Raw genomic sequence first — 24,891 nt, 5'->3', positions numbered from 1 at the left:
GCTGCGCCAGCGGCTCTCACGGCTGGCGCAAGCGGGATCAACGTACCGGTGGTGCGTACATGATGCCGCCGTGGGTCCACAGGGCGTTCATGCCACGGTCGATCTCCAGCGAGCCTTTGCCCAGGTTCTTCTCGAACACTTCGCCGTAGTTACCCACTTGCTTGACGATCTGCACGACCCAATCCTTTGGCACGCCTAGGTCTTTGCCATACTCGCCGTCAGCGCCCAGCAGGCGAGCCACGTCCGGGTTCTTGGTGGATTTGGCCTGCTCTTCGACGTTAGCCGAAGTAACGCCGGCTTCTTCAGCGTTGAGCATTGCGAACAGGCTCCACTTGACCACGTTCAGCCATTCGTCGTCGCCTTTGCGAACCACAGGGCCCAGGGGCTCTTTGGAAATGGTTTCAGGCAGCACGATGAAATCAGCCTTGGAGGCCAGCTTGGAGCGCTGTGCGTAAAGCTGCGATTTGTCCGAGGTCAGTACGTCGCAACGGCCGCTTTCAAGGGACTTGGCTGATTCATCGGAGGTATCGAAGGTGATGGGGGTGTATTTCAGGCCATTGGAGCGGAAGTAGTCCGACACGTTCAGCTCGGTGGTCGTACCGGCCTGGATGCAGATAGTGGCGCCATCCAGTTCCTTGGCACTTTTCACGCCCAGCTTGTTGTTCACCAGGAAGCCGACGCCGTCGTAATAGGTAACGCCCGCGAAGATCATACCCATGCCCGCGTCACGGGAACTGGTCCAGGTGGTGTTGCGCGACAATACGTCGATTTCACCGGATTGCAGCGCAGTGAAGCGCTCCTTGGCGTTCAACTGGCTGAACTTGACCTTGGTAGCATCGCCGAACACCGCTGCTGCCACAGCGCGGCAAACGTCCGCGTCGATACCTTTGATCACGCCCTTGCTGTCTGGCACGGAGAAACCTGGAAGGCCGTCGCTCACACCGCACTGCACGAAGCCTTTCTTCTTCACGCCGTCCAGTGTGGCCCCTGCCTGAGCAAGCCCTGCCGCACCGAACAGTGCGGCGGTTGTCAGTACTGCCAGGGTGGATTTCAACTTCATCATTCAAACCTCCAATAGGCTCTTGTTGTGTCGCGCGTGTATTACCCGCACCTTTGTGAGGCGACCTCGACCAGTGCCGGCTTCGTTTTGGGTCGAGCGGTGTCATGTGCACATGTATGAAGCAAACGCGCCGATCTGCGACAGACGCCCTGGCGCCAAGCCAACTGCTCGGCACTCGGGCCCTCCCCGCCTACCGCAGGTGTTACCGGTAACGGGCGCGTTTCCATTTGCCCTATAGGTTTAGCAAAGCGCGTACCATACCGCCACGCTTGAGCGTTTCCGTGGGCGTCAATACGGAAACTTTCACCCACGCGACGTTTTGTTAGCAAATTGCCACCTATCGCCCCGAATAGACGCACCGTATCGAACCCTATCGCACCAAGAAGGAGCACTTATGACCGAACCTCTGATCCTAGAGCCCACCCAGCCTGCAGACGCGTGTGTAATCTGGTTGCACGGGCTAGGCGCAGATCGTTTTGACTTTCAGCCGGTTGCACAGATGCTGCAGCAGGTGCTGCCAAGTACGCGCTTTATCCTGCCCCAGGCGCCCACCCAAGCCGTGACCATCAATGGCGGGTACCTGATGCCTAGCTGGTATGACATCAAGGCCATGAGCCCGGCGCGTGCTATTGACCGTAGCCAACTGGACGCTTCAGCCGCCGTGGTACACGGGCTGATGGATGCCCAGAACGCACAAGGCATCGGGGACGAACGCATTGTGCTGGCTGGGTTCTCCCAGGGTGGGGCCGTGGTGCTTCACGCGGCGTTCATTGAACAGTCACGCCCACTGGCCGGTGTTATGGCGCTGTCCACCTACGCACCGAGCTTTGGTGATGTGCTGCCGTTGACCACCGTTCAGCAGGCCATACCCGTACTGAACCTCCACGGCACCCGCGATGGAGTAGTGCTCCCGCCCATGGGCCGCGCCGCCCACGACCAGCTCAAGGACGCGGGCGTAGCGGCCACCTGGAAGGACTATCCCATGGAGCATGCAGTGGTAGAGGAGGAAATAAAAGACATTGCCGCCTGGCTCATGGAGCGCCTTGCCTGACACGGGCCGAGCGCGGCACTACGCCGCGCCCGATTCTTGCATTACACTGCCAAACGAACCGATCCTTACAAACGACGAAGAGAACACCGTGCTCAAAGCACTCAAGAAAATGTTCGGCAAAAGCGAGGCTGAGCCGCTCGCCGCCGCACCCGCTTCACCTTCCCAAGCACGCCCACCACGCCCGGCGCCCGTTCAGCCGGCTGAAGCAGCCACCTCTGCTGCTGCGCCCTCGCCAGCTCCAATTGTGAACGCCGAGCGCCCACGGCGTGAGCGCAAGCCCAAGCCCGTGCCAGCGCCCGTGGCGCCCTGGAGGCTTGAAGATTTCCAGGTGCCGCCTCAGGAAGGAAAAACCCGCTTCCACGATTTCGCCTTGCGGCCAGAACTGATGCACGCCATCCAGGACCTGGGCTTCCCTTATTGCACGCCCATCCAGGCACAAGTACTGGGCTTTACCCTCAAAGGCCGCGATGCGATCGGCCGCGCCCAGACAGGTACAGGCAAGACCGCTGCATTCCTGATTTCCACCATCAGCCAGTTACTGCAGACACCGCCACCGGCAGAGCGCTACATGGGCGAGCCCCGTGCGCTGATCATCGCCCCCACACGCGAGCTTGTGGTACAGATCGCCAAGGATGCGGCCGAGCTGACAGCACACTGCCCTTTGAATGTCATGACATTCGTAGGCGGCATGGACTTCGACAAGCAGCTCAAGCAGCTGGAATCCCGTTACTGCGACATCCTTGTGGCTACCCCAGGGCGCCTGCTGGATTTCAACCAGCGGGGCGACGTGCACCTGGACATGGTGGAGGTGATGGTGCTGGACGAGGCCGACCGCATGCTGGACATGGGCTTTATCCCTCAGGTGCGCCAGATCATTCGCCAGACCCCCCCCAAAAGCGAACGGCAAACCCTGCTGTTCTCGGCCACCTTTACCGAAGACGTGATGAACCTGGCGCGCCAGTGGACCACGGACCCTGCCATCGTCGAGATCGAACCCGAACAGGTGGCCAGCGATACCGTTGAGCAACATGTGTATGCCGTTGCCGGCAGCGACAAGTACAAGCTGTTGTATAACTTGGTCACCAGCGAAGGCTGGGATCGCGTGATGGTGTTTGCCAACCGTAAGGATGAAGTACGCCGTATTGAGGAGCGCCTGGTGCGCGATGGGATCAGCGCTGCCCAACTGTCAGGGGACGTTCCGCAGCACAAGCGCATCAAAACCCTGGAAGCCTTCCGGGCTGGGCAGGTAAAAGTTATGGTAGCTACCGACGTGGCAGGCCGAGGCATTCATATCGAAGGGATCAGCCACGTGATCAACTTCACGCTGCCTGAGGACCCGGAAGACTACGTGCACCGGATCGGCCGTACCGGGCGGGCGGGCACCAGTGGCATTTCCATCAGCTTTGCCGGTGAGGACGACTCTTATCAGCTGCCTGGGATCGAAACCTTGCTAGGGCGCAAGATCAGCTGCGAAATGCCGCCGGAAACCCTGCTCAAGCCAGTGCCCCGCAAGGGCAACGCGCTGTAGGCGCCGCAAAGCGCGTGAACACATGGTCGGCCGCACCAACCTTTTCGCCGGCTGGCGCCAGCTCCCACAGGGCCGCAACCCCTCCATAAGGCATAGCCTGTGTGGGAGCCTGCGCAGCGGGCGAACAAGCGTCGGCGCGTGTTACCAGCGATCAGCTGCGTACTGGTCCGTCGCTCGGCCCTCTACCCACCGCAGGCCATCCGGTGTGGCCTCTCTCTTCCAGAAGGGCGCCTTGGTCTTGAGGTAGTCCATGATGAATTCGCAGGCTGCGAACGCGGCCTGACGGTGGGCGCTGGCGCAGGCAACGAACACAATGGGCTCGCCGGGCGGCAGATCGCCCACCCGGTGAATCACCTCGACACCCAGCAGCGGCCAGCGCCCTTCGGCGTCCTTCACGATCTTGCCCAAGGCCTTCTCTGTCATGCCAGGGTAGTGCTCAAGAAACAGCCCTGCCACGTCCAGGCCATCGTTGAAGTCTCGTACGTACCCTGTAAAGCTGACGACTGCGCCAATGCCCAGTTGCTGCTGGTGAACAGTGTTAAGCGCCACACCAGGGTCGAAGGGGGTAGGCTGCACGTGAATGGCCATGTCAGCCTCCTGTCACAGTAGGAAAGAACGCCACCTCGTCGCCGTCTGCCAGCACTTCGTCAAGGCCACACAGTTCCTCGTTGCGGGCGCACATCAGGTTGGGTTCGGCCAACACCCCATGCCCGCCCTGGGCCACCAGAAAGGCACGCAGCGCTTCGAGGGTAGCGAAGCTGCCCTCTACCTGTTCGCTATCGCGCCCCACGGCTTCTCGAAAACGCGCAAAGTAAAGCACTTTGAGCTTCATAGGGTTGCCGCCTCGAAATCGCCACTCTTGCCGCCCTTTTTCTCCAGCAGGCGTACCGCTTCGATCACCATCCCCTTGTCCACCGCTTTGCACATGTCATAAATAGTCAAGGCGGCCACGCTGGCCGCCGTGAGCGCTTCCATCTCCACACCGGTCTGCCCCGCCAGCTTGCAGCGCGCCCGGATCAGCACGGTATCGGCGCCCTCCCCGCTTAGCTCAACTTTCACACTGGTGAGCATCAGAGGGTGGCACAGCGGGATCAGGTCGCTGGTTTTCTTGGCAGCTTGAATACCAGCGATACGGGCAACGGCGAACACATCGCCTTTGGGGTGAGCGCCATCGACGATCATTTGGAGCGTGGCGGGCAACATGCGTACACGAGCTTCGGCCAGCGCTTCGCGCGCGGTGACTGCCTTGGCCGTGACATCGACCATGTTGGCGCGGCCCTGGGAATCCAAGTGGGTGAGCATGGGGGGTTCCTTTGAAAACAGGAGTGCAGTGTAGCCTAAGTGGCATCGAGTTAAGCCTGTTCGCGGGCTGGGCCCGCTCCTACAACGCTCTGTAACCCATAACGCAAAAGGCCCTCCGGCAAGCCGGGGGGCTTGGCGGAAGGCCTCTTCTTGAAGCGTGACGCTTAACGCTTGCCGCTTACTGCGTGATCGACTTCACCGAAATGCCAGCGATGGTCGCATTGGAGCGGCCGTAGACGTCTTCGAAGCGCTCGATGTCGTCTTCACCCAGGTAGCTGCCGGACTGCACTTCGATCAGTTCCAAAGCGATCTTGCCTGGGTTGCGCAGGCGGTGAACCGACGCGATCGGGATGTAGGTCGACTGGTTTTCGGTCAGCAGGAACACGTTATCGTCGCAGGTGACCTCGGCAGTACCGGATACCACGATCCAGTGCTCAGCGCGGTGGTGGTGCATCTGCAGCGACAGGCAAGCGCCTGGCTTGACAGTGATGTGCTTGACCTGGAAGCGGCCACCCTGGTCCACGGAGTCATATGAACCCCATGGGCGGTACACTTCACAGTGGTTCTGGGTTTCGCTGCGGCCCATATCGTTCAGGGTCGCCACCATGTTCTTCACGCCCTGGACCTTGTCCTTGTGCGCAATCATCATGGCGTCGCGGGTTTCAACCACAACGATGTTGTCCAGGCCGATCACCGAGACCAGCTTGCCATTGCCGTGGATCATGCAATTGCGGCTGTCCTGGATAACCACGTCGCCCTTGGTCACGTTGCCGTTGGCGTCTTTGGCGTGCACTTCCCACAGGGAGTTCCAGCAACCAACGTCGCTCCAGCCTGCCGTCAGCGGAACCACGCAGGCGCGCTGGGTCTTTTCCATCACAGCATAGTCAATGGAGTTGTCTGGGCAGCACGCAAAGCTGGCTTCTTCGATTTCGATGTTGTCGCCGTCGCGCTTGCTGCGCTCCAGGGTCAACAGGCAGTTGTCGTAGATATCCGGATCGTGCTTTTTCAGTTCTTCCAGGAAGCGGCTGGCGCGGAACAGGAACATGCCGCTGTTCCAGAAATAGCCGCCGACATCGACGAATTCCTGAGCGCGTTTTTCGTCCGGCTTTTCAACGAAGTGTGAAACGCGGCTGACGCCTTCCGGCAGCAGTGCATCGTTGGTGGACTTGATGTAGCCATAGCCCGTTTCAGGGCGGGTAGCCGGCACACCGAACAGCACCATTTCGCCACGTTCGGCGGCGACGGTAGCCAAGGCCAGGGCGCGCTGAAGGGCTTTCTGGTCTTCGATCACGTGGTCAGCCGGCAGCACCAGCATCAGGTCGTCACGGCCTTCGTTAACCAGCTTCATTGCCGCCAGGGCAACGGCAGGTGCGGTGTTACGGCCGAACGGCTCCAGCAGGATGCCTTGGGTTTCCAGCTTCAGGGCGGACAGTTGTTCGTTGACAATGAATTTGTGGTCCTTGTTGCAGACGACCAACGGCTTATCCATGCCTTCGAACACCAGACGTTCCAGGGTTTGCTGGAAGAGGGTGTGCTCTCCCGTCAGCGCCAGGAATTGCTTCGGGAACTGCTTGCGCGACAACGGCCACAGACGTGAGCCGCTACCACCTGACAAGATCACCGGAATCATAGTGTTTCTCCAAGAATTGCGTAGTAGTAATGAGATGACAGTGTTGTTCTACCGCTTCGTCTACTTATTGTTCCGTGCCGGTCGCCCCGAAGGGCGACCGCAAGTCTCGCAGTTAGCGAGCAGAATCAGTTTGCTCGACCCAGGCTGGGTTCAAGCTGGTGCCTTGACCGGTAACGAACAGTACAGTGGCCTTGCCGCGTTCGAGGTTGACCGGCTTGAGGTCGGCAACTTTGTTAGCGCCGTCGAACAGGGCCAGGCTGACCTTTACCGGGTTGATCTCACGCTCGCCGTGGCCGTTGGGCGCAACAGCAGGGATCACTTCCTTGCCATCAGCGGTTTTCAGGGCCAGTGGCTTGTCGCTCAGGTTCTGTACACGTACCAATGCTTTTTGCTTGTTGGTGAACGCACCCTCTTCCACCAGCTTGGACGTGCCCGAGGCCGTCTTCACGATGGTGTAGTAGTGATCACCAGCCAGGTTCACCGGCAGGGATTCGCTACCCAGCTTGGCGGTGTACTGGCCGCCAGGCATGAATTCGAAGGCAGTGCCTTTGCCAGCCGGAACGTCGGCCGCTTTGTTGTTGCCAATGGTGGAGTTCACTTGCTGGCCGCTGGCGTTGTAGACCCGAACGAACGCAGAACCCTTCGGAGCCGTCGGGCCGTACAAGGCCGAGTCACCTGCCGCGAAAGCTTGGGTGGACAACAGGCCAAAACCCACAGCCAGGGCGCATGCCTTGGCAATACGGGAAGTACGCAGGGCAGTCTTCAAAGTATGTGCGGTCATGTGCGTTCCTCTCGGCAGATATAAAACTACTGCCGTTTATCAAATTGGTTTCAGTTGTTCTGGCCCACGGCCAGATTCTGATTGCTGTCTTGGCTTTTCTTCAGTTCTGCAACCCAAGCTGGGTCAAAGCCACTGAGATCATTCTTCATTGGCAAGTAGCGTTCGGGGAACTCCCAAACCAGAACTTGCGGCGGACTGTTCTTGAAACCGTCGCTCTGCAAGTACTTAAGCATCGGCAGAATCGGACCATGGCCTTCCTCGGCATAGTTCACGACATCGCTGTGCAACGACTCGCGCAGCGCGCCCAGGAAATTCCAGTGCGGGTTGGCGCTGTAGCTGGTGCCTACCAGGCCAACCGGGATTTCTGCGTCGCTGAAGAGAGCATCATCATTCTCCACAGCGCCTTCGACAGCGTGAGTTGTCTTTTGTTGCAAACTATCTGGCGGCGGAAGCAAATTAGTGAACAAAGGATCCAGTGGCAGGAAGGAAGTGAGGTCACCCTTATAAGGTTTGGCTTCTTCCGCTTCGGTTACATATTGAGTTGGCGTGCCATTAATTGGCGTATGTGCCGAAATGGCGGCGCCAATATTACGTGCGACAACTTCCGCACCTAATGGCGTCCAATGTGTATCTGTACGCAGGAACACTTGCCCCTGCTGTTTGGCCTGTTGCATCGGCCCCATCAGGTCTGGCGCAAAGATGCCTGCCTGCTTGGCCTGTGCATGGAATTGCTCGTACAGGTCACGGTGCATGGTGGCAGGTTTCATGTCGCCAAAATGCTCAGGGTAAAGCCGAGCTTTTGCCGGAATGATCGCCATCACCAGCTTCACATTGTGCTGAGCCAGGCGGTCCCGTACGCCACGGATCAGGTCGAAGTTTTCCTTTTCGATCTGGTCCCCGTTGGCCACGGGCTTGAACTCTTCATCGGTGAACAGCCACTGGTCCTTGCCCAGCACAACGCCTGGCCGGCCTTCGTTGAAGAGCTTGTAATCCACTGCAGCCCACAGGTTGGTCCCCAGGCGTTTGATGGGAAACTCTTCGTCGTAGTGGGTTTCAACGGCCTTGGTGAGCCTGCCGTTGAAGAAGGTCATTTGCGCGGTGCGTTCGAACGAGCCGAACGACACCAATGACCACAGCCCCATCAGCACCAGAATGCCGAAGAACAGGGCCACGTAGAGAATGCGTAATGAACGGGTCATGGTCGGCACCCTCAGAACTGGAAGTAAAGGAAAGGCGAGAAGCTCTGCGCCGACAGCTTCAGGATCGAAGCAATAAACAGCAACAGAATCATCGCGCGCATGATGTAGCGCGGCCAGTCAGCCACCCAGTAGGCGGGCTGAACCTGATGGCCGGCCGCATGGGCTTGCACGATGGCCGGTTGGTCGCCTGGCACGGCCTTGATCTGGCCGGGCTGCGCAGTGGCTGGGCCATTGGCTTCAGTGCCCTGCTGAGCGGCGGCTTTCTGGGCACGGGCATTGATCGGCTGCTTGTAGAAATCGCGCAGGCCGAAGAACGCCATGGCCACATAGGCTACTACCAGGGTCGCGACCTGCAAGCCCGTCAGGCTGGCGGCATTAAGCTCGGACAAGCTCCACTCACCGAAGCTGAACATGGCGTGGTACATGCGCATGGCCACGTGCACGTTTTCAGCACGGAAGATGACCCAGCCCAGCACCACCAACAGGAAGGTGAAGATCCACTTGATCGGGTTGAACCGGCGTGGTGCAGCATCGATGCCCAAGGCACGTTCGATGGCCAGCCACAGGCCGTGCCACATACCCCAGATGATGTAGGTGAAGTTTGCACCGTGCCATAGGCCGCCCAGCAGCATGGTCAGGAACAGGTTGCGGTAGGTGGCGAAGGTGCCGCCACGGTTGCCGCCCAAGGTGATGTAGAGGTAGTCACGCAGCCAAGTGGAGAGGCTGATGTGCCAGCGACGCCAGAACTCGGTGATGGACTGGCTGATGTACGGCTGCTTGAAGTTCTCCATGAAACGGAAGCCCATCATCAGGCCAAGGCCGATGGCCATGTCGCTGTAGCCGGAGAAATCGAAATACAGTTGCGCCGTGTAGGCCAGCGCCCCCAGCCAGGCATCGCCTGTAGTGGGGTCTGTCAGCGCAAAGGAATGGTCGGCCACCACCGCAATGGTATCGGCGATGAAGACCTTCTTGATGAACCCCTGCATGAAACGGGTAGCACCCTCGGAGAATTTGTCCAGGGTGTGGGTGCGGTGATTGAACTGGTCAACCAGGTCCTTGAAGCGCAGCACGGGGCCGGCGATCAAGTGAGGGAAAATCGCAACGAAGGCGGCGAAATCGATCAGGTTGCGTGTGGCCGGGGTATCGCCACGGTACACGTCGATGATGTAGCTGATGGACTCGAAGGTATAGAAGGAGATACCGATCGGCAGAATGATATGGGTGAGGATGAACGGCTCAAGCCCAAACGAGGTGATGATCTGGTTGAGGCTGTCCACGCCGAAGTTGGCGTATTTGAAATAGCCCAGCACCACCAGGTCTACCGCCACGCCTAATAACAGCCATTTTTGGGATGCCTTGGTTCGCACACCGTTGGCGCCGATCCGAAGGCCGATGAAGTAGTTCCACAGTGTCACGGCTGCAAACAACGCGAGGAAGTCAACACGCCACCAGGCGTAGAACACATAGCTCGCTACCAGCAGCAGCAAGTTTCGATAGCGGGTTCCGCTCAGATAGTACAAACCGAAAAAGATCGGCATGAACAGGAACAGGAACACGTTGGATGAAAAAACCATCCCGATCTCTCCTTGGTTTTCCTACACCGGGAGCCGGAAATGGCCCCCCCATACCCCCCCACCTCGGGCGAGGGGAAGCACGACACGCGCCAGACGGCGAAACAGGCGCGTATCGGTTATTGCCTTAACCCCACCGGCAACACACCGGGGTGTTATTCGTCATCCTTGTCATCGGCCTGGTCGTCGGCCTTGTTGTTGCCTCTGCCGCCCTTCTCACCCTTTTCATGTTGAGGGTCGAAGGTACGGGTCAAGTCGCCGCCCAGGCGGAAGGTCTTGAAAGGCTCCATCTCACGCTTGCGCGCCACGGTGTCTGGGGAGCAGTTGTAGAGCGTGCAGTAGGGTTCAAGCCAGGCGTACTTGCTGTCGATCTTCAGGTCAGTCATGTCCTGCTTGTCGCCGTTTCGCTGCTCGAACTCTTCTGGCTCCTTGCTACCTTCCAGTACCCGGTCTCCCAGGCGCTTGAGCGCGCCATTGTTTTCCGGGCGCAGGTCCACACCGTTGGCTTGGGCGAACGTGGCAATCATGGCCAACGGCGGCAAGGCATAGTTGTGGTAGGCCAGTGCGCGCTGGTTGCGCTTGAGCTCGTTAGGCAGGAAGCCCTGATCGTCAACCTGGTTGGCCGCGACCTTGAACTCCTTGACCGACCAGTCGAACAGGTCACGGCGGTTGGTCACCACGGACGTGGCCATCACCGACCAAGCCGCCCAGTACGAATGGTTGTTGATCTTCTCCAGCGGCAGGTTGCTCCAGTCGCTCACGACCTGGTCGGCCATACGGCTGAACCAGGCTTCGATCTTCTGGGTTTGTGCTTCATGCCCCTGCAAAGGGTGAGATTCGGAGAACTTCAACCGCAGGTAGGAAGAGGAAATGCTGCCCAAGGCCCACTTACGCATGGACTTGCCCGTGTGGTTGAAGTCTTTGGACATCAACGCATTGGCGTCTGCCCAAGCGCCCAACCAGTTCAGGGTGCAGTCCAGCTCAGTCGGCTTGCCATCGCGCATGAACTGCATGACTTGCTTGCTTACACCACGTTCAAGGGTGGTGATGTCCTTGGTGGAGTCCCGGAAGGCTTGGTCCGACGACGCGTTGAAGGTCGCACGGGCCTTGTCCGAGCCCTCGTACTTGCTGCGGAACTGCAGCGAGCCGGTGTAAGGCGTTGGTGGTGCGGGGCAATCGAAACTCCCGCCTTTCCCTGGCTTCTCGATACCGTCGTAATATCCCTGAGGAGGAACCAGCCCCGCGGCATGTGCCACGGAGCCGAACATGGCGAGTCCCAAGAGTGCCGGCGCGAAGAAGCGGCGCGCGGCTTTGGGCGTAAGACGAGAAGTCAACATAAGCATTCAGCCCTCAGAGCCCGGCCTGCGCGTTTCGTGCAGCAACACCGGGGAACACGTTGCGTTTGCAGATCTTCGCCTCGACTTTCTGCGGCGCGGCCGTGGCATCTTCCGGCCCGTGAACTTCCACAGCCAGCAGGTTGCGCTTAGGCCAGTCGGCATCGTCACGCAGTTCGAATGCGAAGCGCCCGTCTGTATCGGAAGTGGTCGGCTTCTCGATCTTGATATCCTCGTGGCGGCCATCCATGTACCAGAGGGTCGCCTTGAAATCCTTCACTGAAGGGTCGGCGAACTTGATGTCAACCTGATGATTCCAGTTCTCCAGGTCCTTGATACCGTTGCGGCCATTGACCAACAGTTCGGTAGCCTGGTTTGGCTTGACCACGCCGCTACCGCTCAGTTCGGCGACCTTGCCTTCACAGCCATTGCCCATCAGCGCCATCATCTGGCGGTAGATGGTTTCCTGGTCCAACGGGTACAGCGGTGAGAATTCCCATACCAGAATCTTGGGTGGCTTTTTCTGGAATTCTTCACTGCCCAGGTACTGCAGCATCGAACCTTCGAAGCCGCCGCCTGGGAAGGCCACGTTCAGCACGTCAGTGTTGGCGTACTGTTGAAGGAAGCCGGCAAAGTTGTAGTTCTTGCCGCTGTGGCTAGTGCCCACCAGGGTGACATCCGGGCTTGCCGTGTCACCAAACAGGTCGCCATCGGCGGCTTCACCCTTGGGCTCGGTGCCAAACTGGTCCATGTACTGGATCGCGTAGCTGGTGCCGCACAGCTGGCCAGCCATGTTCTGCAAGGTACCGGTCTTGCCCATGCGCCCAATGATCTTGGTTTCGAACTCTTTCTTGGGAATGCCCGAGTAGCCTGGGACCTTCTTGATGGTCTGGGCCACGATCTTGGCGGTACGCTCTGCCCCGTAGGGCGTCCAGTGCTGGTCACCGCGGAAGTAGAAGTCATGGGCCTGTTGCTCGTTGGTCAACGGTGACAGGTCCGGTACGTGGTAACCCATGGCCTGGAAGCGGCCAACCATGTCTTTGTAGTTCTTCAGCGCCTTGTCGTAATCGAAGCGCTGACGATCTGCCGGAGACATGTGTGCACGGTCAACCAGGCCACGGGTGGGCTGGTAGACGATCACTACTTCCACCCCACGGGCCTTGAAGGCGTCGTGGAGTTCTTTCATGCGGCGGTAGCCCTCAGGCGAGGTCTGGAATTCGGTACGCAGGTCTTCCACGGTACGGAACAGCCAGTCACCCTCCCCTTGTACCAGGGTGGTGAAGTTACGCTGGTAACGGGTCACGTAATTCTTGGCATCGGCGGCGGCCGGGCACAGCTGGCAGCAGGGCTGGGCAGTGAAGGTGGGCGGCTGCACGTCGGCAGCTTGCGCGCTCCCTGCGGCAAACAAGGCGGTGGCCAGGCCGGACAGGCTGAGCAGCTTGATCAAATGTGAATGCATGGAAATGGTCCTTAATCCTGCGCCATGTCTGTCTGTTTCTCGACCGGGTCGATCAACACTGCTTTTTTCTGGCGAATCAGCAGGTCCAGAATTTCTGCCTGGTGGTCACCCAGGATACCGGTGAAGCTGATCCCGCCCGATTTGGTAGGCGCCAGCATTGCCACGTTGTACAGCTCGATACTCAGGGGCGAGTCGATCGCCAATGGGTTAGTGCCGTTACCGGTCAGCTCGCCACCTACCACAATCATCGACACTTCGGCGTCGAAGGGGTCCATCGCCACGTCACGGTCGGTATCGCTCAGGTCCTTGATATGACCGTAGACACCCGTCAACCCGTTACCCATGGCCATGTTGTCGTACAGGCGGATGTTGGTGCTGTTACGCACGCGAATCCCGTGTCGCTTGTTGGCCACCAGCTTGTTGCCCCACAGCAGGTTGTCCCCGCTTTCGTACAGGGTGATGCCGTCCGTGTGGTTCTGGTAGATCTCGTTGTAAGCCACCAGGTTGCCCACGCTGTTACGGTCCAGCACCACGCCGGAAAGGTGGTTGTCGTAGCTGCGGTTGTTGATGATGAAGCTGTCGTTCACTTCCCGCGACACGATGATCCCGTGCTTCTTCTTGGTCCCGTACACCGTGTTATCGGCGATGATCAGGCCATGGGAACGGTCGTGTGGGTCGATCCCGTAAACGATGTTGTCGTGGTAGGTATTGCTCTTCACCACAAAACCTTGGGTTTCATAGCAGTAGTAGCCGTACCACATGTCCGAGAAGGTAGAACCGATGATCCAGCCGGTTGGCTCGGAGCGGCCCATCTGTGCCTTCATGCTTGGGGTGTACTGGGAAATACTCACACCGTAGGACTTACTCTCGTTGTAACCGAAACTCTTCATTTCGGTGTTGACGAGGTAGGTCTCGGTGCCGCCCCAGGACACCAGGAACGGACGGAACTCGTTGGGCGTCTTGAACCATGCCTGGTCGTTCGCCGTTTCGCTCCAGCCGGTTACCTTGGTATCGAAGGTGAACAGCTTGCCATCGTTGACGATGAACGAACCGCCTTCCTGGGACAGGCGCAGGTCCTTGACCTTGCCATCGATTTCCAGGATGCCTTTGTGGGCGACCACGATCGGGATACGGGCCAGCCAGACACCTGGCGAGGTTTCGCGCAGGTATTGCTTGGGCACGGTCTTGCTCAGGTCGCTGAAATTCACATAGCCACCGTCAATGAAGATGGCTTCTGGAATACCACGCTGCTTGCCTACCCACGCCATCATCTTGTTGTCGCCGCCGATGAAGGCCTTCAGAGGAAGCTCCTGCATCATGCGGCGGATGCTGACCTTGCCTATCACGGCACGGTCAACCTTGGCATGGGCGGCAGCCGCCGTATAGCCGCTCAGGTCTGGCAGCTTGGGCGGCGCCAGGTTCAACGGTTCGATCGGTGCGCTGGCCACGCTGTACGTCTTGGCAGCCTGCAGTTCCTTGGTGGTACCGGGCTTGGCCACCGCCTGGGTCGCAGGTACGGTGGCGGCCAGGGCGGAGCCGCCGGCCACCAGCAGCGCTGCGGCCAGAACGGCAACTGGCCAGGCGTGCTTACGCACCTTGCTGTATGAATGATTCATCTCATTGCACTCCCTTGGCGGTACCCATCAGAAACGCCAGATAACGTCGACGATGGCCCGGTGCATATAGGTGTCCACGCCACCGGCATACGCATCACCGGGCTTGAACACGCCAGCGCGCAGGCGTACCAGCGCAGAAGGCTCATCGAACGTTTGGCTCAGGCTGGCAGGCAGCAGGCCTTCCTTGAAATACTTGGTCACGACCAGGTCCACTTCCTGACCCAGGTCTTTCTCGCCATCGTTAAGCGGCAAGGTAGACAGCGACAGGTCGCCTGCGTTGTCAGTCGACTCGTAAGCGGCGTTGATATTGCTGCCGCCGATAGGCGAGCTGCCATCCACGCGCCAGAAGCGGTGATAGATCAGGCTGGCGTCGTAGCTGTCCTGCATTTCCCAGGACGCAAATACCGAGGCGGTCTGCACGTTGGCCAGTTCAGCCTGGAAGGCTTCACCAAAACGGCTGATACGCGAACGGGTACCGGTCCAGCTGGAGCGGTTGCTCTGCAGGCCGTTCTGCTCGTAGTTCTTGCTGGCGCGTGCATAGGCACCACCCACTTGCCACTGAGGGTCCAGGCGCAGGCGCAGGCCCAGGTCGGTGGCCCAGCCGCTGACGTCTTCACCGAACGTATCACCGGCCGTGATCACGCCACCGGAGGTGGTACGGTTGAATTTGTCGCGGTTCCCGGTAAGGCCGGTCACGCTGGCCCAGTAGTTGATCTGGTTGGTATTGCGATGGTTGTAGGCATCGCTGGTCGCTTCCAGGCCAACCCAGGTCAGGTTGCCGTTGCTGGTCTTGTCCAGGTCGTCGATTTCTTCACCGGCGTTGGCCAGGTCACCGTCGTCATGCACGTGGTGCACGCGCAGGCCGGCCCATTGGCTGGGTGCCCACTGATAGGACACATCGCCCCACACGTGCATGCGGTCTTTGTCGTTGGGCGACAGGCGTGAATAGTCGGTGCGGTAGTCGCTGAAGCGCTGGCCTACACCCACATCTGCCTTGAGCAACGTGGTATCCAGGTTCCAGGTCAGGGACTCGATGTAAGCATCGTGCCACTGGCCGTCGTCCTGGCGCAGGCGCTGACGGCCGAACTTGGCCAGCTCGCCAGGGTACGGCGTAAGCAGGCGGCTGTAACCGACCCAGAACTCGCGCAGGGCCAAGTAGCTGTCATCCGCTTCACGATCCTTGCTGTAGTAACGGCTGTTGCCGCTGCCTTGAACGTCGTCGTCCGGCTGGATCAGCGGGTCAGTCTGGATGGTGTCGGTCGCCGCCACCGCCTGGCCCATGATATAGGCACTCCAGTTGCCCCACTCGCCATAGGCCCACGGGCGCAGGTCGATACCCACACCGGCCACGTCGCCACCAGAGCGCGTGCCCAGGTCGCGGTCGTCTTCGGACTGGCCCGTAGCCTTGACTTCGATACCAAAGTTGTTGGTAGCCGTCAGGGCCGCCAGGGTCGGGCAAGACCACAGGGTGGCAAAGCCAAGGCCCACACCGGCCAGCATCCATTTATTCAGAATCATAGGTCTTCATCCTCGCCGACGGGGGCTTGTGGCGCATCATCATTGCCCAGTACGTCTGTCACAGGCGCGCTTGGAACGGGCGCTACGACACGAGAGGCAGTTTCCTGATGCAGCAGCTGCTGAGCCTGGGCCAACAGTGGCGGTGGTAGTTGTTCTTCGATGGTCTTGGCCAGGTCCAGCACTTCCGGGCGAGGCTGCGGTGTGGCCAGGGCTTGTGCCTTGGCCAGCTGGCTGAACACGTAGGCATTGACGGGGTTGGGCTTGGTGCCACGGCCGTTGAAATACAGCTGGGCCAGGGCGAAGTCCGCGCTGTTCTGGCCACGACGGGCCGCAGTCAGCAGGTTGTCCACAGCCTTTTGCGGCTCGACCATGCCCAGGTAGCCACGGCGATAGATCTGGCCCAGATAGTAGTAGGCGCTGACTTGGTCCGGAATGGCCTTTTTCAGGTGCACTTCGGCCTTGGCAGCGTCTGGCAATACCACTTTGCCTTCGTAATAGATCTTGCCTAGTAGCAGCTCGGCACGGCTTGGGTCAGCGTCATGACCTTTGTCGATGTAGCCCAGCAGTTGGTTCACATCGCCCAGGTCGGGGTAATCGTATTGCAACTGAGCCAGGCTGATGTAAGCACCAGGGTAGGTATCAGCGGCACTTTCCAGCAGTGCCTGAGCGGTTTTCGGGTCAGGCGTTCCCAGTTCCGGGTTGGCAATGATCCGGGCAACGGCGTCCACACGGGCAGGAATAACACGGCCTGCTGCAAAAGCGCCCTGCAGGCGCTTGATCAACGCCGCCTGGTCTTCGGTACGGTTCTGCTTCTGGTAGACGGTTGCCAGTTCAACGTAGCAAAGGTCGCTGGTATCCAAGGCAGCCTTGCAGATGCGTTCAACCTCGGCCAGGTTCTGGTCATAGGTGTTCTTTACGCGGTACAGGATGATCTGGGCCAGGCCCGCCTCAGGATAGCCGGCGGCTTTCCACTGGTTGATCTTGTCCTGTGCGTTGACGTTGGGGAAGCTCTGCGGATACTGAATGTACAGCAGCGCCAGAGACATCAGCGTACCGCCCTCCCCGCTGGCGAAGGACTGCTTGAGCAGGCCTTCAGCTTCGTGGCGTTCAGCTTCCGTGCTGTTTGGCTTGGCGGCCAGCAGCTTGCCCAGGCGAGCAGCGGCGCGCGGCGACGTGGCCGCAGCGGCCCGGTAGGTCGCCTCGGCTTTGGCCAGCTGTGCAGGGTCACCGCTTTCCACCCAGATATCAGCCAGGCCGACCTGGGCATCGGTATAGCCCAGGTCTGCCAGTTGCTGATAGTTCTGTTGCGCCAGGGCCACGTCACCGTTTTTCAAGGCTTCGTTGGCCAGGCGCTGGTCCGGCAGGCCGGCACAGCCTGCCAGGCCCAGGGCAATGGCCAGGCCCAGCACGGCAGGCCGGTGCAAGTGTCGTAAAGTGTCAGCCACGCTCATTCTCCTGGCGCTCACTTAGAAGCCGTGGGCCATGGCTTTGTCGATCAGCCAGTCCAGCGAAGGGCCGCGGGTGCTCGAAACGTCTACTGGGCGGCCAGCGAACTTGATGTCCAGTGGCTGGTCAGGCTTGATGGTCACACGCATGTCGGTAGACAGGTCGTCCACTTTCAGTGCGGTAGCGTCCACGATCTGGCCCGAACGAACCTGGTCGTCACCTGCAACACGGAAGTCAACCTTGCTGCCTGGGCGAACGTCGTCGATCTGGCGGTAGGTGTAACGGGCTTCAATGTTGGCGGTGGTGTTACGCGCAACCAGGTTGAAGATCACGTCACCTTTGCTAGCGTACTGGCCGTTGGCAACCAGTTGCTGAGCCACAACGCAGTCGCATGGCGACGTCAGGGTGCCGGTCATTTGCTTGCCGAACAGCTCGGTGACTTTCTGCGGGGTCAGGTCCTGCTCTTCCAGGTGGCCCTTGAGCACGTCCAGCATGCTGGTGCTGAAGGTAGCCAGCGGCGAACCTTTAGGCGCTATGCCGTTGGCGCCAACCAGGCTGGATACCGTACCGTCGCGTGGCATGGTGATGTTCATGCCCGGTGCAGTCACGATGCCGGATTCGGCATGGGTCACGAAGTACAGGTTATACACGGACTTGAAGATGTAGCCGAACGCTACCAGGCCGATCAGGAAGATCCCCAGGCTGAAGGTGATAGCGCGCAGGCGACCGAAGAAGCTCATGTCGCTGCTGGCGCCCTTGCGCTTGCGAGCCTTGGTGAAGTTGTCACGCTGAAGCGTGCCCAGTACATCACCCATGGTGACCAACTCGCCGCTCAGGTGAGAGGTGATCAGGTGGCGCAGGGTGGAAATGTCGGCCTGTTCCAGGTTCTGGAACTGTGCGCCTACACGGCCATCGCCTTCAACGGAGCGTGCCTGGAACTCTACGTCCATGCCCAGGCCCAGGTTGTCGATCACGAACATCAGGCGGCCGCGATAGATCTCGCCTTCTACTACAGGCTTTTTGGGGATGAACGAGAAACCACCGGCAGACAGCTCGTCTACCTTGGCTTCCTGGGTTTCACGGTTTGGGCCGATGAAACGGATTTTTGCAGGCAGGCGGACCCGTGCATGCTGGCGCTGGGCTTCGGACTCATGGACCACATTGGGGTTTACGGCTGTATTCATGGCGATTTTTTTCCTACTTCATCCATTGAGGGCTGGTCAGACGATCGTGAACAGGAACGCAACAAAGATGCTCCCCGCCGCAAAGGTCATGGTCCGAGACGACCAGGTGTTGAACCACTGTTGAAAGCTCGCCGTGTCGCGTTTGGTCGACGTCGGTTGGCGAGTCCAGGATTGCCGATCGAGGCGGAAGAAGACGTAGATCTTCATGAGTGCGCCAACGATCTGGTTGTAATACAGAATGATCGGGTACGCCGGGCCCACCGAGTGCCCGCTGAGTGACAGCAGGATGGTGAGGATCAAGCGGGTGATACCGATCCACAGCAGGTAGGCCAGCAGGAACGTGATGCTGTACTTGAACGTCGCGATCAGCGCGGCGGTCAAGCCCAGCAGCGACGTCCACATGGACACACGCTGGTCGAACAATACGACCATGGTGAACAGCCCCAACCGACGAATACCCAGGCCAAGGGCGCGGGAGTTCTGACGCAGGTTGTTGCCGTACCAGCGGTACATCAGTTTGCGGCTGGCTTTGACAAAGCTCTTCTCTGGCGGGTGTTCAACCGTGTTGATGGTTGCATCCGGCACATAGAAGGTGTCGTAGCCCAGGCGCATCAAGCTGAACCAGCTCGACTTGTCGTCACCGGTCAGGAACCGGAAGGTCCCCAGGCGCCAGTGCTTGAGGGAGTCGGCTTCCACGTCAGCAATGAACATCGGGTCTGTGACCACCGAAGCGCGGAATACGGACATCCGCCCGGTCATGGTCAGCACGCGCTTGCTCAGGGCCATCGAACACATGTTGATATGGCGCTGGGCGAACCGCAGCTTGTGCCATTCGCTCATGATGTATCCGCCGCGCACTTCGCAGAATTCGTTGGTGGTCAGGCCACCCACGTTCGGCCACAAGGCGAACCAAGGCACGGTTTTGCGCACCACGCCCTCGTTGAGCACGGTGTCGCCGTCAATCACAGCCACAACGGCATGTTCATCGGGCATATGGCGGGAAATGGCACGGAAGCCATAAGCCAGGCCGTCACGCTTGCCGGTACCAGCAATACGTACGAAGTCCAGGTTCACCCGCTCAGGCGGGTTCATCTTGGCCCACAGGGACTTCATCAGCATTTCGTCAGACATTTCCACCAGCGAGCACACGATCGTGGTGGGGTAGCCACTCTCGATCGCTTCGCGGATCACCGACTGGTAGACGGCGGCCGTGGTGCTGGCGTCGATACGGAAGCTGGTGACCATCAGGAACACGTGTGACGGGTCTGAGTCTGTACCCAGCTTGCGAACCTTGCGGCGCAGCAGGGGATAGACCACATAAAGGAACAGCATGCCGCGCACGAAGTGCGTTGCACCCATTGAGTAGCGCCAGATACCGACGGCACCAATCAGGAAAATGAAATCCTTGGAGTCTGAATTGAACAGCGATGGGGGTAGCGCAAGCGCCAGGCCCATCAGCAGACACAAGTAAAACAGCCATCCAGCAGCCTGTAGCAGGCCGTGCTTTAGCCTTGACATATCCGCATCCGTCTCTTCATCGACCGCCTGCAACGGCGTTCGAAAGTGTTAAGGCAGGCGTAAAGAGCCGCAGGCGGCGCAAGGCCGCCTGCGGTTACGGCTGTTACCAGCAGATACCTTCGTAGCTTGTGTTCGAATCGGTCTCTTCTTTCTTCAGGAAGCCGACCAGGTCGAATACTTGCTTGCCAGCTGGCGGGTTCTGCAGCAACTCGCCGAAGGCCTTGTCACCGTTGCCCAGGATCAGCACGTCAGCCTCGTTGATCACCGCGTCGAAGTCCGACTTCAGCAGCGAGGACACGTGAGGGATCTTGGACTCGATGTATTCCTTGTTGGCGCCCAGGATACGAGCGTGTTCAACGTTCTTGTCGAAGATGCTCAGCTCGAAGCCTTTACCGATCAGACGCTCGGCCAGCTCTACCAGCGGGCTTTCACGCAGGTCGTCGGTGCCGGACTTGAAGCTCAGGCCCAGCAGGGCAATCTTGCGCTTGCCGTAGCCATTGATCACTTCATAGGCGTTCTGCACCTGCTGCTCGTTGCTGACCATCAGCGAGTTGAGCAGAGGGGTTTTCACGTCCATGGCGCTGGCACGGTAGGTCAGGGCACGAACATCCTTGGGCAGGCAGGAGCCGCCGAAGGCGAAACCTGGGCGCATGTAGTAGGACGATACGTTCAGGACCTTGTCCTTGCAGACCACTTCCATCACTTCACGGCCATCTACACCAGCGGCCTTGGCAATGTTGCCAATTTCGTTAGCGAAGGTGACTTTGGCAGCGTGCCATACGTTGCAGGTGTACTTGATCATCTCAGCCACTTCGACCGGCTTGCGGATGATTTCAGCATCCAGCTCGCTGTACAGGCTTTCCAGCACGTCGCCGGAGGCCTTGTCGAACTCACCGATGACGGTCATTGGTGGGTGATCGTAGTCTTTGATAGCGGTGCTTTCGCGCAGGAACTCAGGGTTCACTGCAACGCCGAAATCAGTACCGGCCTTCTTGCCGGAGTATTTTTCCAGGGTCGGAATGACAACGTTTTTCACGGTGCCCGGCAGGACGGTGCTGCGCACGACAACGGTGTGGCGCTCGGTCTTGTCCTTCAGCACTTCACCGATGCTTTTGCATACGGCTTCGATGTAGTTCAGTTCCAGGTCGCCGTTCTTCTTGCTAGGCGTAGGTACGCAGAGCATGGAAACGGTGGTGTCCCGTACAGCCTGGGCGAAATCGGTGGTGCCGCTCAGCTTGCCTTGGCTCACAGCTTTTGACAGCAGCTCTTCCAGGCCAGGTTCGACGATTGGCGATTTGCCAGCGTTGATCAGGTCGATTTTGACCTGCGAAACGTCAACACCTACAACATCATGACCACGAGCTGTCAAGCAACCCGCACATACCGCGCCAACATAGCCCAAACCAAAGATGCTGATACGCATCGCTTCACCTCATGTGTTTATCACGCCGGCTCACTCAGGAGCCAGACCGGGGGTTAATTAACCAGCAGTATTCGGGCACTCGGGTGCAGGGCAACGGAACGTACCATTGCAACTGTCGCACCAGCGAATGCAGGCATATAAGTCCGAGTGCCCTAGAAATATGTGCACTCAACAAGGGCATTAATGAACCCTTTTTTTCAGGTTCGCCCTGGAATGTAGCCAGCCTTTATGACAAAACGGCTCACTTGTTTTCGCTACTTGCCTTCGCGGGGTATTGTTGTGCCTTGCGAATCAAGCATTAAGCCGCATGCATGAGCTTGCAGCGCAAACTCGGGTACTGGCCTTGTGCTGAGGGTAATAAATAGTGCGTTCTCTCCTGAGATAACCTTAGGGCTGCCAGGGCAGTTACCATCTAGTCATACGCCTGGATCACTACACTCAGGCGCCTGAATCTCCTGCTTTGTACGCTTTCTCTCACACGGGAAAGATTCTGTACGCGTCGTATGAGCTACAGACCCCCCTGTAAGTTCCTCAGTGACATCACCGTTCAGCCAGAATTCGACAAGAATTTTCCTGAAAAAAGTGATATCAAAGAGCCATATTTCAGCCATAAATCTCTTTATTATCAATGGTTTAATAGGCTAAATATCCAATGCGCCAGCATTACAAAAAATTTTGGCTTTTTTGAGGCTTTTTGCAATGGCCAAGCGCCATCCATCTTTTGATGCACTGAAACCGACTAATTATTGGCGCCTGTTAGTTGTCAAACTGCAGGTTGCACGGCCTTTTCTGTGATAAACATTCCTATTTGGGTGGCCAACCGCCATGTGACGAAGATCACACTCTAGGGTTCTCGAAGGAATACAAGGTTTTCGGAGGTAGAACGGCCCTTGTCGTAGTAGTAGCCCGCTTCGGAAAAACCCATCAGGCCCTCCAGGGTGTCGACCCGATGCTTGATCACGAAACGTGCCATTAGCCCTCGAGCTTTCTTGGCATGGAAACTGATTATCTTGTACTCCCCATTTTTCAAGTCCCGAAACTCGCACCCCACCACACGTGCTTCAAGCGCTGAGCGCTTTACGGCAGAAAAGTATTCTTTGGAAGCCAGGTTGAGCACGATGTCGCTCCCTTGTGCTTTCAATGCCGTGCTCAACCCCTCGCTTACAAGGTTCCCCCAAAAGGCATAAAGGTCCTTCCCTCGTGCGTTTTTAAAGGCCGTGCCCATTTCCAGACGATAGGGTTGCATCAGGTCCAAGGGGCGCAGTACGCCATACAGGCCAGACAACACGCGCAAGTGCTGCTGGGCATAATCGAACTCTGCTTCGGAAAAGTCTTCGGCCTGGAGGCCGGTGTAGACGTCGCCTTTGAAGGCCAGAATGGCAGGCCGGGCGTTATCAGGCGTAAAAGGCGTGACCCAACTGCCGAAGCGGGCCACATTGAGGGCGGCCAGTGCGTCTGAAATACCCATCAACTGGCTTAGCTGAGCGGGGGACAGCGCTTGTAGCGCTGCAATCAGCTCCTTAGCGTGTTCGATCAAAGCCGGCTGGGTATGACGAGACGTGGCCAAAGGCGTTTCATAATCGAGGGTCTTGGCAGGCGAAATCACCATTAGCATGGCAGGGCTCCTTATAAAAGGACGCCAGCTTGGACGTTTACCCTCAAGCCTTCAATACTAGAGGGCCTACTGCCTTGCCTACCGCCTTACCTACCTGTGCCATTGGTGAAGCAGCACAGGCGACATCCGGTATCATGCGCCCCAGCTATGCGCCCAGTCACTGCGACCCAGTCAATGTGACCCAGTCAATGTGACCCAGTCAATGTGACCCAGTCAATGTGACCCAGTCAATGTGACCCAGTCTCCAGGAGGATATTCATTGCGCTTGTTCCCCATGTTACTCGCCATGGCTGTAAGCCTTAGCCCCCTCCTGGCTCAGGCCGGGCCGACTGAAGTGGCTACCCTGGACCGCGGCGAATGGCCCGAGGCCTTGAGCACGCCTGCGCTGTTCGACGTGGCCTCCCGCGCACAGATATTGAGCTTCGCCCGAGAGCTTCTGGTAAGCGAGGCGCTGGACGAGCCAGCCTTGGCAGACCGCCTTGGCTTGCGCCAGATCAACCTGGTAGCCATCAACACGTTGCGCGAGCACTTGTGGCAGCGCTTGTGGTCGGCCTTTGACCACGCCCAGCAAAGCTGCGAGGAAGATGCCTCCTTCTGCTACGCGATCGAAAGCCTGGATGACCTGAAGGTCCAGGCGGCGCAATTTGCAGTCGCTGGGGACTCCTTCTATGCGCGGTGGGCCGAGCCTGGCCGCGCATTCAGCCGCACCTACCTGGACGAACAATTGCGCCTGGCCGCCTTGTCACCCGATATCGCCAGCGAGGTTGTCACCTTTTCGGCTGTCGAACACACCGGCGACAGCCTGGAGGATCGTGTCTTCCTGCTGACGTTCGACGGCGGCCCAAGCCCTGGGGATGGTAATACTGACTGGATGACCGACTACCTTCGCCGCCAGAAGATGAACGCGACCTTCTTCGTACTGGGCAACAGCGTGCAGTTACGGCGCCAGAACGGCGCCTCGGATGACCTGGAAGCCCTTTACCGCGACCAATGCGTAGGCATACAAGGCTGGCAATACCGTTCTCACAGCCAGTGGGTGGACTGGCAGAAGTCCGTGCTCGACAGCGTGGCATTGGTGCAAAGCCAGTTGCCGGACGCTTATGTGCCACAGTTCAGGCCGCCCTACGGTCAGCGGCGATCAGACAGTGGGGAATTCTTTGAAAGCCAGCAACTGGACGTGGTGCTGTGGAACATCGATGCCCAGGATGGCAACAGCCAGTTGACGGCCGAGGACAGCGGTGACCGCGTGCTGACCCTGATGCTGCTCTGGCGCCACGGCATTATCGTGTTCCACGATGCGCAACTGAAGGCCCGTACGGCCGTACCCGCGTTGCTTACCGCAACGGCCCAGAGTGGGATTGGCTGGGAAGACTGCCACGATTTTCCCTGAAGCGCTGCCAAGGTGACTTCCGACTGTAACGGGGCCATAGGTGCTCGCCAAGCCCTATTCGTCATATCAGAAAATAAACCCTGAACAGGGCGCAAAATGCTTTCTCTGGTCACAGGTTTTGGAGTACTAAGAAACAGACCGCCGACCCCTGCCGACACAGGTGGCGTTTCATACCCGACTTCGCCCGTTGTCGCAGGCCTCCCGCTGGAGCAAGGCGGCCGTTCAAGGCGCAGCACCGTTCAGGTATTGCGTCCACTGGCTCCCAC

20 protein-coding genes are annotated in these 24,891 nt (G+C 58.8%); 3 read left to right on the top strand and 17 right to left on the bottom strand.

The genetic code is table 11. From position 1 onward, the window contains the following. Positions 1-37: 37 nt before the first annotated feature. Entirely contained in the window at positions 38-1,063 is a 1,026-nt protein-coding gene (locus ACSAMW_RS18540; RefSeq protein ID WP_500591530.1) for an amino acid ABC transporter substrate-binding protein, read from the bottom strand. 391 nt (positions 1,064-1,454) lie between these two features. Here ACSAMW_RS18540 and ACSAMW_RS18535 point away from each other — a divergent pair, with 391 nt between their 5' ends. Next, entirely contained in the window at positions 1,455-2,111 is a 657-nt protein-coding gene (locus ACSAMW_RS18535; protein ID WP_500591529.1) for an alpha/beta hydrolase, read from the top strand. 109 nt (positions 2,112-2,220) lie between these two features. After that, entirely contained in the window at positions 2,221-3,639 is a 1,419-nt protein-coding gene (gene rhlB / locus ACSAMW_RS18530) for an ATP-dependent RNA helicase RhlB (RefSeq protein ID WP_500594073.1), read from the top strand. A 141-nt stretch (positions 3,640-3,780) separates the two neighbouring features. Here the strand turns inward: rhlB and moaE are convergent, their stop codons facing one another. The 16 genes from moaE to yaaA form a co-directional block, all read right to left on the bottom strand. After that, positions 3,781-4,227 carry a molybdopterin synthase catalytic subunit MoaE gene (gene moaE / locus ACSAMW_RS18525; RefSeq protein WP_500591528.1) on the bottom strand — a complete coding sequence of 149 codons (447 nt, stop codon included), beginning with the start codon at positions 4,225-4,227 and terminating at the stop codon, positions 3,781-3,783. Between the two features lies 1 nt (position 4,228). Beyond that, positions 4,229-4,471, bottom strand: a complete 243-nt coding sequence (locus ACSAMW_RS18520; RefSeq protein WP_500591527.1) for a MoaD/ThiS family protein — start codon at positions 4,469-4,471, stop codon at positions 4,229-4,231. After that, positions 4,468-4,941 carry a cyclic pyranopterin monophosphate synthase MoaC gene (gene moaC / locus ACSAMW_RS18515; RefSeq protein ID WP_500591526.1) on the bottom strand — a complete coding sequence of 158 codons (474 nt, stop codon included), beginning with the start codon at positions 4,939-4,941 and terminating at the stop codon, positions 4,468-4,470. Before moaC ends, ACSAMW_RS18520 begins: the two co-directional genes overlap by 4 nt. 178 nt (positions 4,942-5,119) lie before the next feature. Continuing rightward, positions 5,120-6,571 (bottom strand): mannose-1-phosphate guanylyltransferase/mannose-6-phosphate isomerase, encoded by a 1,452-nt coding sequence (locus ACSAMW_RS18510; RefSeq protein WP_500591525.1) that lies wholly within the window; start codon positions 6,569-6,571, stop codon positions 5,120-5,122. Positions 6,572-6,683: 112 nt separating this feature from the next. Further along, positions 6,684-7,352, bottom strand: coding sequence for an alginate O-acetyltransferase AlgF (locus tag ACSAMW_RS18505; protein WP_500591524.1), 669 nt, complete (start codon positions 7,350-7,352; stop codon positions 6,684-6,686). Positions 7,353-7,402: 50 nt separating this feature from the next. Continuing rightward, a complete protein-coding gene (locus tag ACSAMW_RS18500) occupies positions 7,403-8,551 on the bottom strand; it encodes an alginate O-acetyltransferase (RefSeq protein ID WP_500591523.1) in 1,149 nt (382 codons plus the stop codon). An 11-nt stretch (positions 8,552-8,562) separates the two neighbouring features. Continuing rightward, positions 8,563-10,125: an MBOAT family O-acyltransferase gene (locus ACSAMW_RS18495; protein WP_168082445.1), complete on the bottom strand. Its 1,563-nt coding sequence runs from the start codon at positions 10,123-10,125 to the stop codon at positions 8,563-8,565. Positions 10,126-10,277: 152 nt separating this feature from the next. After that, on the bottom strand, positions 10,278-11,459 hold the full coding sequence (locus ACSAMW_RS18490) for a mannuronate-specific alginate lyase (RefSeq protein WP_500591522.1): 1,182 nt from the start codon (positions 11,457-11,459) through the stop codon (positions 10,278-10,280). A 13-nt stretch (positions 11,460-11,472) separates the two neighbouring features. Continuing rightward, positions 11,473-12,915 (bottom strand): alginate O-acetyltransferase, encoded by a 1,443-nt coding sequence (locus ACSAMW_RS18485; protein ID WP_168082449.1) that lies wholly within the window; start codon positions 12,913-12,915, stop codon positions 11,473-11,475. A gap of 11 nt (positions 12,916-12,926) precedes the next feature. Further along, positions 12,927-14,531 carry a mannuronan 5-epimerase AlgG gene (gene algG, locus ACSAMW_RS18480; RefSeq protein ID WP_500591521.1) on the bottom strand — a complete coding sequence of 535 codons (1,605 nt, stop codon included), beginning with the start codon at positions 14,529-14,531 and terminating at the stop codon, positions 12,927-12,929. Between the two features lie 27 nt (positions 14,532-14,558). Beyond that, positions 14,559-16,049 (bottom strand): alginate export family protein, encoded by a 1,491-nt coding sequence (locus tag ACSAMW_RS18475; protein ID WP_500591520.1) that lies wholly within the window; start codon positions 16,047-16,049, stop codon positions 14,559-14,561. Beyond that, positions 16,046-17,500, bottom strand: a complete 1,455-nt coding sequence (locus tag ACSAMW_RS18470; RefSeq protein ID WP_500591519.1) for an alginate biosynthesis protein AlgK — start codon at positions 17,498-17,500, stop codon at positions 16,046-16,048. The genes ACSAMW_RS18475 and ACSAMW_RS18470 overlap by 4 nt, the downstream gene beginning before the upstream one ends. Positions 17,501-17,515: 15 nt before the next feature. Beyond that, on the bottom strand, positions 17,516-18,679 hold the full coding sequence (locus ACSAMW_RS18465) for an alginate biosynthesis protein Alg44 (protein ID WP_168082479.1): 1,164 nt from the start codon (positions 18,677-18,679) through the stop codon (positions 17,516-17,518). A gap of 36 nt (positions 18,680-18,715) precedes the next feature. After that, positions 18,716-20,197, bottom strand: coding sequence for a mannuronan synthase (gene alg8 / locus ACSAMW_RS18460; protein WP_500591518.1), 1,482 nt, complete (start codon positions 20,195-20,197; stop codon positions 18,716-18,718). Between the two features lie 103 nt (positions 20,198-20,300). Continuing rightward, entirely contained in the window at positions 20,301-21,620 is a 1,320-nt protein-coding gene (locus ACSAMW_RS18455) for a nucleotide sugar dehydrogenase (RefSeq protein ID WP_168082483.1), read from the bottom strand. An 844-nt stretch (positions 21,621-22,464) separates the two neighbouring features. Continuing rightward, the gene (gene yaaA, locus ACSAMW_RS18450; RefSeq protein WP_500591517.1) at positions 22,465-23,235 is read right to left on the bottom strand and encodes a peroxide stress protein YaaA; all 771 of its coding nucleotides are present in this window, start codon (positions 23,233-23,235) and stop codon (positions 22,465-22,467) included. Between the two features lie 286 nt (positions 23,236-23,521). On the opposite strand from yaaA, the gene ACSAMW_RS18445 reads away from it, so the two are divergent. Beyond that, entirely contained in the window at positions 23,522-24,625 is a 1,104-nt protein-coding gene (locus ACSAMW_RS18445) for a polysaccharide deacetylase family protein (protein ID WP_500591516.1), read from the top strand. The last annotated feature ends 266 nt before the right edge of the window (positions 24,626-24,891 follow it).

This window comes from Pseudomonas sp. AB39(2026), from assembly GCF_059831485.1.
This window is presented reverse-complemented; position numbering and strand designations above follow the sequence as displayed.

Bases quoted from the DNA above. Each gene is read 5' to 3' on its own strand.
- ACSAMW_RS18540 (WP_500591530.1), bottom strand. From the start codon at position 1,063: ATGATGAAGTTGAAATCCACCCTGGCAGTACTGACAACCGCCGCACTG.
- ACSAMW_RS18535 (WP_500591529.1), top strand. From the start codon at position 1,455: ATGACCGAACCTCTGATCCTAGAGCCCACCCAGCCTGCAGACGCGTGT.
- rhlB (WP_500594073.1), top strand. From the start codon at position 2,221: ATGTTCGGCAAAAGCGAGGCTGAGCCGCTCGCCGCCGCACCCGCTTCA.
- moaE (WP_500591528.1), bottom strand. From the start codon at position 4,227: ATGGCCATTCACGTGCAGCCTACCCCCTTCGACCCTGGTGTGGCGCTT.
- ACSAMW_RS18520 (WP_500591527.1), bottom strand. From the start codon at position 4,471: ATGAAGCTCAAAGTGCTTTACTTTGCGCGTTTTCGAGAAGCCGTGGGG.
- moaC (WP_500591526.1), bottom strand. From the start codon at position 4,941: ATGCTCACCCACTTGGATTCCCAGGGCCGCGCCAACATGGTCGATGTC.
- ACSAMW_RS18510 (WP_500591525.1), bottom strand. From the start codon at position 6,571: ATGATTCCGGTGATCTTGTCAGGTGGTAGCGGCTCACGTCTGTGGCCG.
- ACSAMW_RS18505 (WP_500591524.1), bottom strand. From the start codon at position 7,352: ATGACCGCACATACTTTGAAGACTGCCCTGCGTACTTCCCGTATTGCC.
- ACSAMW_RS18500 (WP_500591523.1), bottom strand. From the start codon at position 8,551: ATGACCCGTTCATTACGCATTCTCTACGTGGCCCTGTTCTTCGGCATT.
- ACSAMW_RS18495 (WP_168082445.1), bottom strand. From the start codon at position 10,125: ATGGTTTTTTCATCCAACGTGTTCCTGTTCCTGTTCATGCCGATCTTT.
- ACSAMW_RS18490 (WP_500591522.1), bottom strand. From the start codon at position 11,459: ATGTTGACTTCTCGTCTTACGCCCAAAGCCGCGCGCCGCTTCTTCGCG.
- ACSAMW_RS18485 (WP_168082449.1), bottom strand. From the start codon at position 12,915: ATGCATTCACATTTGATCAAGCTGCTCAGCCTGTCCGGCCTGGCCACC.
- algG (WP_500591521.1), bottom strand. From the start codon at position 14,531: ATGAATCATTCATACAGCAAGGTGCGTAAGCACGCCTGGCCAGTTGCC.
- ACSAMW_RS18475 (WP_500591520.1), bottom strand. From the start codon at position 16,049: ATGATTCTGAATAAATGGATGCTGGCCGGTGTGGGCCTTGGCTTTGCC.
- ACSAMW_RS18470 (WP_500591519.1), bottom strand. From the start codon at position 17,500: ATGAGCGTGGCTGACACTTTACGACACTTGCACCGGCCTGCCGTGCTG.
- ACSAMW_RS18465 (WP_168082479.1), bottom strand. From the start codon at position 18,679: ATGAATACAGCCGTAAACCCCAATGTGGTCCATGAGTCCGAAGCCCAG.
- alg8 (WP_500591518.1), bottom strand. From the start codon at position 20,197: ATGTCAAGGCTAAAGCACGGCCTGCTACAGGCTGCTGGATGGCTGTTT.
- ACSAMW_RS18455 (WP_168082483.1), bottom strand. From the start codon at position 21,620: ATGCGTATCAGCATCTTTGGTTTGGGCTATGTTGGCGCGGTATGTGCG.
- yaaA (WP_500591517.1), bottom strand. From the start codon at position 23,235: ATGCTAATGGTGATTTCGCCTGCCAAGACCCTCGATTATGAAACGCCT.
- ACSAMW_RS18445 (WP_500591516.1), top strand. From the start codon at position 23,522: ATGGCTGTAAGCCTTAGCCCCCTCCTGGCTCAGGCCGGGCCGACTGAA.